Raw genomic sequence first — 15,067 nt, 5'->3', positions numbered from 1 at the left:
GGATCAATAACTTAATAAACAAAGGATAGAAAACAAATGAAACGCATCATCAAGAATTGCGCTACATTGGCTGGCCTGGGGCTTCTCGCAACTTTACCCTTTCAAGCAACGGCGGAAGAAGGCGCTCACGGGCGCGCTTACTATGGTTTCACCAATGATACGGGACAAACACTGTACATAAAGCTGTCTGAAAATGGCGTTATCTACGACGAAATGTGGCTACAGCCAGGTCAAGGCTTTCAGTCCCGTAACCGAATCGAAACGTTTATCGTCAACCCTCCCCTGACAGACCGCGACAAATATCTTAAATACGATAGTTTCGTTAAAAAGGGGAAACGTGAATACCATAACCTTGAGCTGAGCATCTTGACAACCGGAGGCAAAGTGCTCGGGACCTATTTTGAGCGAGTAAGGCTTGAGCGCCCCGGTAACGGCATTAATGATGATACGGACAAGCATGCTCTCTGCAAGATCAATACGACAAATATAGATTCCTTTCTTAATGAATTCTTAGATTGGAATGTGTCTTCACAAGATCGTACGGATGATGGCTATGATAGCGGTTATTACTGTGTCCGCTATTTCCATTTTTATTAATAAGGCGACAGTAGCATATTCATAAGACAACAGTAGGTACCAACTATCTATAGCTGCTATCTAATATCTGTAGCCACTATCCTTCTATATTAATATGGCAATGATATTGACATGTTAATATCTGGCGCATGGATGCGCCTGCGCGACTGTTAGCCGCGGGAGACAGGGCCTGACATGGGCAGGCCCTGTCGTTGCAGACAAATAGAAGGAAGCTATTTGTCTGCCTGATTAATAGTGATAGTGGCTTTTCTTACGCATCCTACCTGAATCCCTCCGGTTTTGTCGGAGGCAATTTTATTTGAGTCATGCAACTGCAGACTCGGCTTGTTGATAATACAGGTTTTCGTATTCGACGGGAGGCGCATCTCCTGGCGGCCGCAACAATCGACGATTGTTGAATCCCCTCAAAAGCGTTATAACGCTACCCTGCCATATTGATAAGGATGAAGAATGAAGGATGTCCGTAAATCCGCCCTGTGGGCCTTAATCAGTATTCCAATCACTCTTTTTGCCGTCTATTTCAGCTATGCGATGTTGCATGGCTCTTTCACTTTTCTTGTTGTCTTTTTGGCGCCGGGAGGGTTGATTGTTTCGCTATTGGAAAACGTTATTCACACTAGCTTGCCACTGATAATTGCGGGAATACTCGCTCAATATCTGGGATATTTTGCAATAATCCATGGACTCAGAAAGCTGGTGAGCTGGCTTCGGTTCCGGTCGCGTAAGGAAGAGCCGGCAAACTAGGCGTCCAGAACTTTCATTGAACGAAGAGCATCGCCATGGAATTGGACCATATTTTTATCTGCGTAACGGAAAAAGCCCCTGAAGGGGATTTGCTGACCGCCTTTGGTTTGACGGAAGGCTCTGCGAATACGCACCCAGGCCAGGGCACCGCCAATCGTCGCTTTTTCTTTCACAACGCTTTTATCGAACTGTTGTATTTAAACGATCCCCAAGAAGCGGGCAGTGAGCTGACGCGGCCTACTATGCTTCTGGAACGACTCACCCAATGCGGTGCAGGCGTTTCACCATTTGGCGTCTGCTTTCGACCTGAGGCAGGCAAGAAGCGAGGCCCTGCGCCGTTCAAAAGCTGGGACTACCACCCCCAATACCTGCCGGAAACACTGCGCGTGGAAGTCGGGGAATCGCCATTAAGCGAACCCATGTGGTTCTACCTGGGGTTTGCCGCCAGACCAGACCAAGCCGCCCCAGAGCGCGCCCAGCCGTTGGCGCACGCTACCGGTTTCAGGGAAATAACACGAGTGCGTGTGACATCCCCCAATAGAGAAACGCCCTCCGACGCCGCCATTCAGGCGACCACTGTGAGCGGATTTGAAATGACGGTGGGAGACGAGAATCTATTGGAAATAGGCTTTGATCACGAAAGAGAGGGAAAGCATCACGACTTCCGGCCTCATTTGCCGTTAGTGTTTCGGTGGTGATAGAAGCGACGGCTGGGCTTAATCAAACAATATGATTCCCAACTCGGCGTCCAGTTGATCGCACAGCTTTCGTTGTTGTTCTTCAGGGATGTTGTTGCGGTAAATGTTTAATTCTTTCAGCTGCTTCAGGTTCAGAATTTCTGATGGCGCCTCAGTGAACTGGTTGTCATTCAGATGCAGGTGCGTTAACTGGGTTATCTCGCCGATTTCTGGAGGCAATTTCTTGAGCTTGTTAAAGCTTAGATCTAATCCCACCAGGTTGGGAAGGTTCTTCAGTAACCCAATCGTCGGCGGCAATGTCTCCCTATTATGAGTTTTCAGTGAGAGAGATCTAACGCCAGCGAATTTTTCCAGGCGCATTAGCGCTTGGTCTATGTTATCCGTATCAAGGCTGAGGCATAAATGAGAAACATTACGCGGAAGGTCTGTTGAGGTGGCGATACTACTGATATCAATAGACAAATAGGCCAGTTTTTCAAGTTGCAAAAGAACTTCAGGAACAGATCTGAATTGATTGCCAATTAGAGATAGGGAGCCTAATGCGGAAAGGTCTCCAATACTTTGGGGAAGCTGCTCCAGCTTGTTGTAATCCAGCTCCAGCGTGCTGAGTGAATGCATGCGCCCTATAGTTTCGGGCAGCGCTACCAAGCGGTTGTTATGTAAGTACAGTAGGCTCAATTTGGACAGCCCGCCTATTTCGTTAGGTAGCGTACTAAGAGCGTTCTGACCCAGCGATAGAAGTTCAAGCTCCGCCAGATCGCCAACCTCTCTTGGTAGCTTCTCCAGACTATTATCGAAGAGCGTCAGGCTTTTTAGCCGAGATAGACTTCCGATCGAAGATGGCAGGCTTGTCAGTTTGTTGCTATCCAAATACAAGTGATTAAGACTGGATAATTTACCTATCGTTTCTGGCAATTGTCGCAGTTGATTACCTGACAGGCTGAGTCGCTCTAACTTTTGAAAAGCGCTGATGGCGGGGGAAAGGTCCTCTAACAGTCGATCCGAGAGATAAAGCTCAGGAAGCTGTTTAAGCTCTCTGAGTGCATAGGGAAGGCGTGGCGGCTGACTATCTGGAATATAGTCTCTTAAGAACTCGAATGCTCTTTGGTAATTCTCACTGCTATTGATCACGTCCAACCCCTAAGGCCGCCTACAAGTAAAAAGTACGGGAAAAGCCGCCTTTATCATTTCAAAATTAGCGTATTTGTGGCGGACTATATAGGAAAAAACGTCCATTTTGTTTATCTTTTCAATGACTTTTGGTATGAGTGCGAGATAATCCAAGCACCTGAGGAGCCGGTCGATGACCATAGAAACAGAGCAAGACTTACTTCACCTGAAACATATCGGCGGCATTGTCGCGACGATTTTGCAGGAGATGATAACGCGCACCGAGCCGGGGATGACGACTGGGGAGCTGGATCAGATCGGCAAGGGATTGTTTGAAAAATATGAGGCCGAGTCGGCTCCGTTGGTGTCTTATAACTTTCCCGGTTACACCTGCATCAGCGTGAATGAGGAAGCGGCGCACGGCATTCCGGGCGGTCGCGTTATTCGTCCCGGAGATATCGTCAATATTGATGTTTCGGGCGAAAAGAACGGTTATTTCGCAGACACAGGGGGCACTTTTATCGTGCCGCCATCCACGCCTCAAAAAGACCGGTTGTTACACGCGACGAAGCTGGCGTTGCGCAACGCCGCGGCGAAAGCGCGAGCGGGGGAGAATCTGAATGTCATCGGCAAGGAGATCCAGAAAGTCGCTAAGGACAAAGGCTTCAAAATTATCAGAAATCTGTGCAGCCATGGCGTTGGGCGCAGTTTGCATGAAGAACCCAAAGAGATTCTCGGCTATTACGACCCGCGTGAAGAACGACGCCTGCACAAAGGACTGGTCATCACCATCGAGCCCTTCCTGTCCACCAAGAGTAAACATGTCACGGAAGCCAGCGACGGCTGGACCCTGGTTGGCGCCGCAGGGAATTTATCCGCCCAGTTTGAACATACGATGGTGATCACCAACGGACAGCCCATATTAGTGACGGTTCCACAGACCGCCTAACATCCTCACTTTCCCCAGGTTTACGCGCCTCCGAGGCTATCCGTAGGTTGGATAAGCAAAGCGCCATCCAACGTGGGCGTGGAGTCTATCTCAGGGGAGACGCACCATGCGCAACAAATGTCGTTCAATCGAAAGCGCCGCTTGGACTACTGACTTGGTGTGTCGGAAGGCGCTGCGCTTTTCCGACCTGCTGACCTGCTGACCTGCTGACCTGCCAACCTGCCAACCTGGCGACAAACCTACTGCATGGGCGGTTCCGGATACTGTGAATTGGCCTGCCCATAACTGGCGCTTCCACCATTTCTGACTAATTCTTATACATAGTCGGTCACAAGGATGAGCGGACAGGGATCTTGGACTTCCTTTACAACCATGAAGCCGGGGCCTTGTCGCAGTGGCCGGAAGGAGCGTGTCCTTTGTACAAAGACATTGATATCAGTCGCCTTCCGGTATTGGAGTCCCGCGCTGACGTTGCGTTCTTTGATTTGCATCCCGATGTGATCTTTATTTTCGACCTGGATGTGCACGCTTTCTGGTGGGCCAATGCGGCGGGCGTGGCGTTCTGGGGGCTGGATAACGTCCAGCAGGTGATCGACAAGGACATGTCGGGGGATACCGCCAGCGCGCGACGCCGCATGCAGCAGACCTTCGAAAAGGCGGCGCTGGAAGGCGTATCCGTCGATCCCTGGACCGCCTATCCCAACGAGCAACCTACGCGCCTGCATATTCGTCACAAAGCGGTTCTGTTGGGGCCTGAGCGTCATCGCGGGACCATTGCGTTTATTTCCGGCGGCGGGGAGGCGGGAGACAACCCGGAGCAATGCCTGTTTGCGGAGGCGATACATTACACCTCGGTCGCTGTGACAAGTTTCTCTCTGGACGGACAGCCATTGTTTGAAAATCCCGCCGCCACAGAACTCTATGGGTATGCGGTGAGAGAGGGGGCGCCGACAGGGGTTTCCGTGTTCGAAAGCCGCTTTCATGATCTGGAGGAAGGCAGAGAAAGGCTGCGTCAAGGGCAGGCGTTGCTGGACAGTTCGCAGGACCACTTGATGATCACCCGTCGCGGCGTTCGCAAGCACACGGTGGATATGCGCGCCAGCCGGCATCCGGTGAGCGGAGAATACGTGATACTGGTGTCCGAATACGATATCAGCGCATTGCAGAACGCCCTGGATGAGTCGGAAAAAGCCAAGGCGGAACTTAAAAAGCTGGCGCATTACGATGCGCTGACCGGCGTGCCTACGGTGCGCTTGTGCAAGGACCGGCTCGGCCGCATGATCGCCGTCGCCAGGCGCAATGAGGCCATCGCGGCGTTGTTGTTCATCGATCTGGACGGGTTTAAGGCGGTGAATGACCAGCATGGCCATGACGGCGGCGGCTGTCTTTTGAAGGAGGTAGCGGTGCGCCTGCAATCCTCTGTGCGAGCATCGGACAATTGGCGGCGACGAATTCATCGTGCTGATCCCGGATCTGCAACGTCGTGAGCATGCCGGCGTGATCGCCCATCAGATTATCAAGACGCTCTCCATGCCGGTGACGGTGACTTCAAACGACGGCAGCGAAGTGGAAGTCTATATCGGGGCCAGTATTGGCGTGGCGTCCTATCCGCAAAATGGCGATGACCCGGAAGCATTACTGCGCAATGCGGATGCGGCGATGTATCAGATTAAACGCAAGGGCAAGAATAACTACGGTTACGCCTGAGACCCATCCAGAAAACGATGGCGCAAAAAGACACGCGACCGGGAAGGCGCGGCCGCGTGGAAGATACGTCACTGCATGTGCTTACAACCTAGTATCTGTTGAGTCAGACGATTATTGCCCGCACAACAGATTCACTTCTTTTCTCAACTTCGGCAGGAAAATATCGGTAAAGAAGTTATACAGCCCCATTTGATCATGCTCATGGGTATAGATCGCCCATGGGTCCAGGATCACCGAGCGGATGCAGGGAATGGCGTTTACTTGCTGGGGGTTCTCAAACAGACGCTCGCCCAGGGCGTTCATAAAGTCATTGCCGTAGTCATCCCGGTTGAAAGTGGTCATGGACACGAACACTTGATCTGGAGATACCGGTTGTCCCGGCGGCACGCTGAGCTTGTCAAACAGGGCGTTGTTGAGCTGCAGCGTCCGCTCCACAGAGCGGTCATTCTTGTCGACGAACACATAGTCCACGATATTCTGGTCGCCGGAGATTTTGCGCAGGAATGAGCTGATCTCCCGATGCTGCAACAGGTCACGCTTGGAGACCTGACGTTTCCACAACATCTCAGCGATGGCTTTACGCTGCATTTCCTGTTCTTTGGGCATGGGAGTCAGCAGCACCAGATCGAACTTGTCGTCCGGGAAGGCGATGTCCATGGTCGCCAGATACAGATAGAACAACTTCGAGTTCAACATGCTCTGATTGATGATATGGCCATAGCCGCGCTTGTCTGGACGGATGGTTTGATGGCTGAGGTAAACCGCCGTCGCCGCCGCGCCCGGTTTGGAGCCTTCCAGGCCGGACTCGCCGATATTGCGGGTGTTGATGCTGTCGCTGTCGCCTTCCGAGCTGATGTAAGGCGCGCTGAAGCTTAGCAGGTTGATGATTTTCTCATTGCGGTAAGTCAGGCTGCCCGCCGGGTAGGGGATGTAACCCATTTTGTGCGGATCGATCGTGGCGCTGTCGCAACGATGCACATGGGCCATACTTTCGTACACGGACGCTCTGAACCAGGTGTCGCCATTGTCAAACTGATCTGTGGCCAGCTTGCCCTGTTGTGGCTCGGAACCCATCTCGAACGGCTTGCGGATACAGGCCATGAAGTAGCCGCCCCAGGCGCCGTCGGTATGCACCGCATACTCGAATGGCTCGGCGTCGCGACGGAAGTCTTCGCGGATTTGCAGAATTTTTTCCACCGGGTCCACCGCGCCTTCTTCGGTGGAGCCGAATACCGCCACATTCATCAGGATGGGCTTTTTATTCTGCTTGCAGGTGTTCAACACGGCCTGCAGCAGATCGGTTTTTACTCTGCCTTCTTCGTCCACATAGACATTCAGCACGGCGTCGTCGCCAATCACGTTGATGTCCGCCATCTGCGCTTCGGTCAAGCCTTTCTGACCGCCGCCCAGGCCAAGTACGGCGGCGGACTTCACCCAGGAGTAATGCTTGGTGGAGGGTACAATGATCGCCGGCGCCTTGATGTTCTCCGCCGCCAGATATTTGTTCTGGAAGAAGGTCATGCCTCGGGCGTTGAGCGAATAGCCTTCTCCCAACGTTTTCCAGACGTCCGCTTCGTCCACGTTGAGCAAACCGGCTATTTTGCCTGGCAGATTCAACGCGTCGTCCTGCATCAGGTTAAGCAGACGCCAGGCGCTGGCGTCTGCGACCCGCTGGCCGTCAGGCAGGGTGAGGCTGTTGCGGATAGAGGCATAGGGTTGTCCGTCCTCCAGCGCATATTTTATGCCCAGAGGCATGTATTTGAGCTCACGGGCGGCCCACACGCTTTCGATATTGGCGACCGTACCGCCGCTGGTGATATGCGACCAGGAACGCGGTTCGGCGGACTCGCTGTCGTTCTCCAGCGGACGCACGTTGAAACCGGCCATTTGCGCCACGTCGTTGGCGGCCACGATTTCCAACAATGTCGTCGCCGGCGCGGCCTGGGGCGTGACGTTATTCTGGTTCTGCAGCATGCCGGACAGGTAGCCGATAATCGCAGGCAGAGTGATGTCCCAGGTCATATGCCCTTGATAGCGCAGGCTGGAGAAGGGGACGGAGTACTGCGTCAACAGACTGAGAAGATCGTCGCTGCGCTGCTCGATATTCTGCAACGCCTGAATGTACGCATCGGAAGACTTCACTTTATCCGTGATGTATCCGGGATCTTCCGGAAACAGATTGGTGCGCCCTTCCAGGGTTTTGTCGACAACGGCGGTCAACAACTTCTTCACTACTTCAAGATTTTCGCCTTTTGTGCCCATAAACCAGCCGGCGATGGAGGTGTCGTCCAGTAAGGGGGCGCCGACCAGGCCTTGTTTTAAATGGGATTTAACTTGTTTTAGAACATCGCGTGAGACAAATTTCCTTCTTGGGGAAGTCATTTCCATTACGGGTCTCCGTTTTATTGTGCTTAACATGCAATGTTGGGGTAATCGCGATATTTAAGGCGGGTGTTTCCTAATCAGAAACAAGCTTGATCAGTACGGCGTGAAATCGTCCACTCAGAGACAGCGGTCGCGAGATGGCTATCTTAGTACAGTCAGGGGATTTAGCAACCGGAGAAAATTGGGGTGGAAGCGCGTCTCTAAGCGGCGCCATACGCCCGATTTTTGCGAGTATAAGGAGTGACGCGAGATGGGCGGCGAGCTGACTAACGGATGACAATAGAAACTACTTACCAGTTTATTTTCGGTAGCGCCTTATTGGCGTTGCTTTGCGTATTCACCAGTGTGCTGTCGCGTCGACTCGGAGCGCCGCTGTTGCTGGTGTTTTTGGTCCTGGGCATGCTGGCGGGGGAGGACGGGCCCGGAGGCATTAAGTTCGACGATTTCGGCCTGGCGTTTCTGGTCGGCAACCTGGCGTTGGCGGTGATCATTTTTGACGGCGGTCTGGGCGCGCGCCGGGATACCTTCCGCGTCAGCCTGCGCCCGGCATTGTCGCTGGCCACCGTTGGCGTTCTGGTGACCGCGGGTTTGACCGGGCTGGCCGCCCACTGGATTCTCGACCTGTCTTGGCAAGAAGGTCTGTTGATTGGGGCGATTGTCGGCTCCACGGACGCTGCGGCGGTGTTCGGCCTGCTACGCAGCGCGGGTCTGGAGTTGAAAGAACGCACCGGCGCCACCCTGGAAATCGAATCCGGCTCCAATGATCCGATGGCGATATTTCTGACCATCACCCTGGTGCAGTTATTGAGCGCGCCTACCGGCAACCCCGGCTGGTCCCTGTTAAGCGAACTGGCGATTCAAATGGGGCTGGGGCTGGCGGCGGGGGGCGCTGGTGGTTACATATTGTCGAGGCTGCTCGCCCGGCTGCAATTATCCGCTTCTCTGTATCCGCTGTTGGCGTTGACCGGGGCGCTGAGCCTCTTCGGCGTGACCAACCTGTTGGGCGGCAGCGGCTTTCTTGCGATCTATATCGTGGGGGTGATGATCGGCGCTAAATCGTTGCCCTACGGCGGCGACATCCATCGTTTTCATGATGGGCTGGCCTGGTTGAGCCAGATCATCATGTTTCTGATGTTGGGGCTGTTGATTACGCCGAGCAAAATGACGCCGATTATCGCGCCGGCGATCGCCATCGCGTTCGTGCTGATCTTTTTCGCTCGCCCCCTGGCGGTGCTGCTGTCCCTGGCTCCCTTTCATTTTCCGTGGCGCGAACAGGTCTTTATCAGCTGGTGCGGCTTGCGCGGCGCGGTGCCGATTATCCTTGCCCTGTTCCCCTCTTTGGCGGGGCTGGAGAACACCCGCATCTATTTCGAACTGGTGTTCTTCGTGGTGCTGATTTCGTTGATTCTGCAAGGCTGGACTATTGCGCCCATCGCCAGATGGCTGCGGGTGGAATTACCGCCGCCGGTGCGGGAGCCGGAACATCTGATGCTGAAAGTTCCAGACGAGCATGAAAAATCCGTGCTGCTATATCAAGTGTCGGCAAGCTGCCGCGCGCTGGGAAAACAGGGGAGCCAGTTACCGCTATCGGAGGGCGCCCAGTTGATTGGCGTTATTCGTCGGGGCGTTCTGCTAGAAGCGCCTGCGGAGCAGACGTTGGCGTTGGATGACTATGTGATGGCGCTGGCGACGGAAAGGGCGGGAGGCGCGTTGGGACGATATTTCGCCCCGGAACAGCTTCGACCACTGGACGCCAGTCTGTTTTTCGGCGAATTCGCCATTCAGCCCAACGCCAGACTGGCGGAGCTGGCGCAGTTGTATTGCTTTGACGTCAGTGACAAAGACCCGGAGCAGACTGTGGCCGGCTTCATCCTTCGTCAGTTTCATGGCAAACCGGTGGTGGGCGACCGGGTCCAACTCGGGCCGGTGCAGTTTGTGGTGAAAGAAGTTAAAGAAGGCGTCATTGCCGCGATCGGGCTGAAACTGGGGCGGAGCTGATCCCTGTACAGTTGCAAGTCAAACACTCTATTAATCCACAAATTGAGAGGCCGTATGCAAACTCGGCCAAGCGCCTGTGCTTGGCCCTTTCTGTATTAACGCAAGGGAATCAGCCTGTTGCGATCCGCCATGGGAACGTCGTCTATGGTGACGATCTTGATGTGTGTTTGGCTCCCATTGGCGACCACTTCGTCCAGGGTGACTTCTGTTTTTTCCGGCAGTTTCCACATGGCCCCGGTGACCGGGTCCACTACCAGCAATCCGATCAGTCCACCCAATAAAATATTGCCGAAATACCATCCATCCAGCGTGGTGTTTACTTCAACTTCTTTCTCGTGAAAACCGGTTTTGCTGAAGCGAACTTTATATTTCTCGCTGGAAAAATAGCCGCTTCCACTTTGCAAGGTTACTGTTTCCGGCGTCACGCCTGAGTGAATGGCGTCGCCGTTTTTGTTGGTGATGACAAACTGAGCCTGGGAGGGATGGCTTTCTATAGCGAGAGGGTAAGAGTTGCCGCTTACAATACTGGCGCACCCGGACGCCAGGACGATGGATGCGGCGCAAAGCGTCAGGGATAAAACTGTTTTCATAATCGCCTCCTATATCTCGAAAAGCTGTGACTGGAAGCGACTCTCCATGTCGGTTATGGTGTCCCGTTCGTTATCCCGAATCGCAGGAACCGCCCCACTTTCCATGCTCCGCCATATCTCTATGTTTTTATGTGTTTATTGCCAAACCCAGAATACGGCGTGCAGGTAAAGATACGCCTTTGAGACTGATATGGCGGCGTCTGGCGCCGTCGCCGCAGACATTGAATGAATGGCCAGTCCATGATATTGGCGAGTATCGGTTTCTTGGGCAAATCAATTTTTCAGAAATTCAGAATGGCCCTGCGTCGTTGCCCAAAGTAGGGCTTCTTTCTCTTTTTTACGCCTTTGACGAAAATGGCGAGGTATTTTGGGGGGATGACGGCTATGTTTTGGGATATTACTGGCCTAATACCGAAGAACTATCATTGTATCCAGACCCCGAAGGTGTAGTGCAAGCCAGGAAGATTCTTCTTCAAACTGGAGTTGAAATTCCAAGGCATGAGGAGCTAAGACAGGACTGGCCTTTTGATACGGATGCGTTGTATGCAATACAAGATCTTGAGGGGATTTGTGATGATTACATACTGGGCTATCCGTCTCACTCTTCGCTTGCCTACGATCCAACACCTGGTGAGGACTGGGTTTCGTTGCTTACGCTATCATCGCATGATGAGCTTGAATGGTGCTGGCATGATGGTGATAAATTAATGATTTTTATCGAAAAATCAAAACTTATACAAAAAGACTTTGGCAATTTAAAGTCTGATGCGGGTTAGGCTCCAGACACTGTAGTGATAAGTTTGAGAGGGAAATCGTTTGGAGAGAATAGCGAACATGGCTGAAAGCGGAGACTGCTCTCAAGACTATCAAACCGGCGGGAATAAAGGGCGAAAGTATTAGGTATGAGCGTAAATCAACAAATATTATCAAACTACGCAAACTCTGAGCAAAAGTTAGTAGATGTTGTTGGGTATTTTGAGAATTGTGAAGAAAGCAGTCTCGAGTGTGTTTTATGCGCGATGGGGTTCATTTTCGAGAAGTCAAAATTTTACATTGTGGTCCAAGAGGATGACAGCTTTGTACTGCATCCAAACGATTGGTGCAGTGATCCTAAATGGACAACCATATCGTTTATGAAAAGACGGCCTTGGTCATTAGCAATTGGGAATCCGCTGCTATGGTCTTGGGTGCTTCATAATCAGCAAGGCTACTTTGATGGAATTCAGCTTGAATTTGCGAAAAGCACTGAATCTCGCTCAGTAATAGTACAACTGGTTGCTCTCGGTTCAGAAATCATGCAGCGAGATATTGCGGAAAAGTGCAGTGCTATTACATTTACTCAATAATTTGATGTTATAAAGAGTAAAGGCTTCGGCAATCCTTTCGATGAAAAGTGAAACCATTTATTTTGTTTCTGATTTGATCAATGTCCAATCGCCTCAGGATAACCCTGGTGAGTGTTTGGCTAGATTCTTGGGCCTTTTCTTTCAAGCGGATGAATTTCCTGAAAAAAATGTTGTGCAAAAAGACGGAACTTGGCGAGTAAACTTGATGCAGCATCCGCAATACGTGTGGATAGGCTGCACTGGTGAGCGAGGAGCAGAGTTTACCAGAGAGTATTTTGACGAAGAAGAGCAAGGGATTACATGGAGCTGCTTCTTAGAGATGGAAGAGCCCATTAGAGGAAGGAGTAAGGAAACACTTGATCTTTTTACTGGGCTTTTAACAAGGCTTAAAGATAAACTCTATCAAAACCAAGATGTAAATATAGTTAAGGAGAAGTGTTAATGAATAAACTGTTTCACCTTATGTATGTATTTATTTGTTATTATGCGGCGATTTAAATGGCTCAAATATATCCTCCCTGAATTTTATATATTTTTTAGGAGGTAATAATTAAAATGACCCAGGCAAGCATTCGAAAAATAGTAGTGGAAGGCGTTGCCTATAACTGGTGCATTCGCGGGAACTGCTTAGAAAGTAGAGCTAGTCATATTACTGTTTTTATGGCCGAAAAGAGTGGGCAGGTTTTATTTATAGACCCTTATGCCTGGGGAGTGGAGGTAAGACCAAAGACTGTACGAGATGCTATAATCTTTGGTCTGAAGAATGGCTGGAATCCCAATGAAAAAGGGCGCCCCCTATATCTGGGTTTTCAAGGAGATGGGTTTATGGTTCTCCCAAAGGGGGTTAAGCATACTCACAACTTATAAGAGTGAGAACTTCGATCAACCAGGGAGGCGCTGATCTATCCAGCCTAAAAATTAATCTGGTTAGTAGATCGTACGAGAATCGAAGTGGTAAAAGATCATATAAACAATGGGATTGGGGGCGTATTAAATTGAACATCGAACTGGAAAATGTCGATAATGAAATCAAGATTCTTGAATACGTAGTACGAGAACACTCGATTGTGGACGATGAGGAAGAAACACCGAGGACATCCTTTCAGGCGCGGATAGAGGCGCCGGGTCTAATTGATGGAGACGATTTCCACGCTTGCTTCTCCTATTACGATAAAGACGGTGCTTTTTTAGGCGTAGATAAAAAGTCTATGTGGGCTGGAGAGTACTTAGCCTTCTCTCCATGCCCGATATCTTTTAAGTTGGATATTCCCAAAGATACTTTGCTGATAAAATGTCAGCTTCTTTCAAAGAAGCACCAAAAAAGCATCTGGGATTATGGGTGGAGAGTATTTGCAATCCTGGTCTTCGCGTTGCTTATCAGCGCTACCATAAATTTCTGGTTATAATCCACCTTATTTATTTGATTTTCTTTTGGCGTTTATATCTTGCTTACACATGTGCGATACCCCTCCTGAAATTAATATCCTTATGAATTGATAAACGGATTGTTACTTCTTAACAGACTTCAGTTTTTAAAGCGATTGCTTTTCAGCATGTTTGGCGCCCCATTCGCGCATTTCAATAAGAATCGGTGTGAGAGTTTTTCCGTAGTCGGTCAATAGATACTCAACGTGAGGCGGCACGACTTCTATCACTTTTCTCTCAACAATACCGTCAGATACAAGCTCTTTGAGCTGATTCGTCAGCATGCGCTGGGTAATCCCGTCCGTCATTCGTTTTAACTGATTAAAGCGGACTACTCCGTTCTCAAGCAGGTGAAACAGAATCACCGGCTTCCAACGTCCTCCAATAACATTGAGTGTGGTCGTCACAGAGCAGCCAAAAGGTTCGTCGTAATTCATAATCAAGGCAGTATAAAAATAGACACTAGGTATCATAAATGTGCGTACTTACGCAAATTAAGCCTGTTATTTATTATCCGCCTCGTCATAACGAAACGGAGACGTAAAGTGAAAGCGATTGTTATTGAAGAGTTTGGGGCGGCGTCTAACATGCGGCTAAAAACGGCGCCAACACCCACGCCTAATGACGACGAGGTACTGGTGAGAGTTCATGCAACATCAGTTAATCCCGTCGATATCCAAACAAGGCGGGGAGATTATGCTAGTGAAATAAAGTTACCCGCCAGACTCGGTGTGGATATTTCTGGTGTAGTTGAAAATGTAGGAAGTAATGTCGAGAACCTGTCGATTGGAGATGAGGTGTTTTACGTTCCGAGGCTTCTCCAGAATGAGGGCGGCTACGCTTCACACCACGTAGAAAAAGCCTGTTTACTTGCAAAAAAACCTAAGAACCTTTCACACCTGGAATCGGCTGCGCTCCCTTTGGCGTGCGGCACGGCATGGGAATGTCTGGTTGAACGGGGCCGGATACAGGCAGGCGATAAAGTGCTTATCCACGGAGGCGCCGGAGGCGTTGGCGTATACGCACTGCAAATAGCCAGGATGTTTGGAGCCTATGCGATCACTACTTGCTCTGAGGGGAGTATTGATTTTGTTAAGTCTCTTGGGGCGGAAGGTGTTTACGATTACCGCAAAGACAATGTTTATGAGCGTATACAAAATGACCACCCGGGCGGGTTTGATATCATCTTGGACACTGTTGGCCAGAAAACGATTGAATTGAGTTTGGGGCTGTTGGCCAACAAGGGAAAAGTGATATCGATCGTAGATCAATCACAGCCGCAAAACCTGTTTTCTGGGTGGCCTGTGAATGGCGAGATACATTTCGTGTTTACGACACAGTCTTCAATCAGGTTGTCAAAGCTCGCCGCTGCGGTAGAGGCCGGTCACTTATCTCCTGTAATCGAGAAACATATGAAGCTGGATGACATTGCAGAAGCCCATCAGCTTATAGAGAGCGGCGGGCGAAAAGGAAAAATCGTGATTGAGATAGACTGAATTTCTCTATTCGAAGCGGACT

Annotated in this window: 15 protein-coding genes and 1 pseudogene; 12 read left to right on the top strand and 4 right to left on the bottom strand. The window is 50.7% G+C overall.

The window, feature by feature from the left end:
• The first annotated feature begins 36 nt into the window (after window positions 1–36).
• The 3 genes from HCH_RS15775 to HCH_RS15765 all read left to right on the top strand — a co-directional run bounded on the left by HCH_RS15775 (window position 37) and on the right by HCH_RS15765 (window position 2,039).
• A complete protein-coding gene (locus HCH_RS15775; protein WP_011397324.1) occupies window positions 37–597 on the top strand; it encodes a hypothetical protein in 561 nt (186 codons plus the stop codon).
• Between the two features lie 450 nt (window positions 598–1,047).
• Window positions 1,048–1,341, top strand: coding sequence for a hypothetical protein (locus HCH_RS15770; protein WP_011397321.1), 294 nt, complete (start codon window positions 1,048–1,050; stop codon window positions 1,339–1,341).
• Window positions 1,342–1,376: 35 nt separating this feature from the next.
• Window positions 1,377–2,039 (top strand): VOC family protein, encoded by a 663-nt coding sequence (locus HCH_RS15765; RefSeq protein WP_011397320.1) that lies wholly within the window; start codon window positions 1,377–1,379, stop codon window positions 2,037–2,039.
• Window positions 2,040–2,057: 18 nt separating this feature from the next.
• On the opposite strand, the gene HCH_RS15760 is transcribed toward HCH_RS15765, so the two are convergent.
• Window positions 2,058–3,170, bottom strand: coding sequence for a leucine-rich repeat domain-containing protein (locus HCH_RS15760; protein WP_011397319.1), 1,113 nt, complete (start codon window positions 3,168–3,170; stop codon window positions 2,058–2,060).
• A 172-nt stretch (window positions 3,171–3,342) separates the two neighbouring features.
• Here HCH_RS15760 and map point away from each other — a divergent pair, with 172 nt between their 5' ends.
• Together map and HCH_RS35115 are read left to right on the top strand one after the other, a co-directional pair.
• Complete coding sequence (map, locus tag HCH_RS15755) at window positions 3,343–4,098, top strand: type I methionyl aminopeptidase (RefSeq protein WP_011397318.1); 756 nt, start codon at window positions 3,343–3,345, stop codon at window positions 4,096–4,098.
• Window positions 4,099–4,700: 602 nt separating this feature from the next.
• Window positions 4,701–5,805, top strand: a pseudogene (locus HCH_RS35115) (diguanylate cyclase domain-containing protein).
• Window positions 5,806–5,916: 111 nt separating this feature from the next.
• On the opposite strand, the gene HCH_RS15745 reads toward HCH_RS35115, so the two are convergent.
• Window positions 5,917–8,193 (bottom strand): pyridoxal-dependent decarboxylase, encoded by a 2,277-nt coding sequence (locus tag HCH_RS15745; RefSeq protein WP_011397315.1) that lies wholly within the window; start codon window positions 8,191–8,193, stop codon window positions 5,917–5,919.
• A gap of 270 nt (window positions 8,194–8,463) precedes the next feature.
• Between HCH_RS15745 and HCH_RS15740 the strand changes: the two genes are divergently transcribed.
• The gene (locus HCH_RS15740) at window positions 8,464–10,188 is read left to right on the top strand and encodes a potassium/proton antiporter (protein WP_011397314.1); all 1,725 of its coding nucleotides are present in this window, start codon (window positions 8,464–8,466) and stop codon (window positions 10,186–10,188) included.
• 95 nt (window positions 10,189–10,283) lie between these two features.
• Here HCH_RS15740 and HCH_RS15735 read toward each other — a convergent pair whose 3' ends face one another.
• Window positions 10,284–10,778 (bottom strand): hypothetical protein, encoded by a 495-nt coding sequence (locus HCH_RS15735; RefSeq protein WP_011397313.1) that lies wholly within the window; start codon window positions 10,776–10,778, stop codon window positions 10,284–10,286.
• 131 nt (window positions 10,779–10,909) lie between these two features.
• Here HCH_RS15735 and HCH_RS15730 point away from each other — a divergent pair, with 131 nt between their 5' ends.
• From HCH_RS15730 to HCH_RS15710, 5 genes are all read left to right on the top strand, one after another.
• Window positions 10,910–11,554, top strand: a complete 645-nt coding sequence (locus tag HCH_RS15730) for a YwqG family protein (RefSeq protein ID WP_158304965.1) — start codon at window positions 10,910–10,912, stop codon at window positions 11,552–11,554.
• A 126-nt stretch (window positions 11,555–11,680) separates the two neighbouring features.
• Entirely contained in the window at window positions 11,681–12,124 is a 444-nt protein-coding gene (locus HCH_RS15725) for a DUF6334 family protein (protein WP_041598701.1), read from the top strand.
• Window positions 12,125–12,164: 40 nt separating this feature from the next.
• On the top strand, window positions 12,165–12,566 hold the full coding sequence (locus HCH_RS15720; RefSeq protein ID WP_011397311.1) for a hypothetical protein: 402 nt from the start codon (window positions 12,165–12,167) through the stop codon (window positions 12,564–12,566).
• Window positions 12,567–12,679: 113 nt separating this feature from the next.
• Window positions 12,680–12,991: a hypothetical protein gene (locus tag HCH_RS15715; protein WP_041598700.1), complete on the top strand. Its 312-nt coding sequence runs from the start codon at window positions 12,680–12,682 to the stop codon at window positions 12,989–12,991.
• A gap of 128 nt (window positions 12,992–13,119) precedes the next feature.
• Window positions 13,120–13,530 carry a hypothetical protein gene (locus HCH_RS15710; protein ID WP_148212587.1) on the top strand — a complete coding sequence of 137 codons (411 nt, stop codon included), beginning with the start codon at window positions 13,120–13,122 and terminating at the stop codon, window positions 13,528–13,530.
• A 126-nt stretch (window positions 13,531–13,656) separates the two neighbouring features.
• On the opposite strand, the gene HCH_RS15705 is transcribed toward HCH_RS15710, so the two are convergent.
• Window positions 13,657–13,986: a winged helix-turn-helix transcriptional regulator gene (locus tag HCH_RS15705; RefSeq protein ID WP_148212586.1), complete on the bottom strand. Its 330-nt coding sequence runs from the start codon at window positions 13,984–13,986 to the stop codon at window positions 13,657–13,659.
• A gap of 108 nt (window positions 13,987–14,094) precedes the next feature.
• Here HCH_RS15705 and HCH_RS15700 point away from each other — a divergent pair, with 108 nt between their 5' ends.
• Entirely contained in the window at window positions 14,095–15,045 is a 951-nt protein-coding gene (locus tag HCH_RS15700) for a zinc-binding dehydrogenase (protein ID WP_041598699.1), read from the top strand.
• Window positions 15,046–15,067: the final 22 nt, after the last annotated feature.

This window comes from Hahella chejuensis KCTC 2396 (assembly GCF_000012985.1).
Taxonomy (GTDB): Bacteria; Pseudomonadota; Gammaproteobacteria; order Pseudomonadales; family Oleiphilaceae; genus Hahella; species Hahella chejuensis.
The sequence above is the reverse complement of the archived record's forward strand: the minus strand, read 5'-3'. Positions and strand labels throughout refer to the sequence as shown.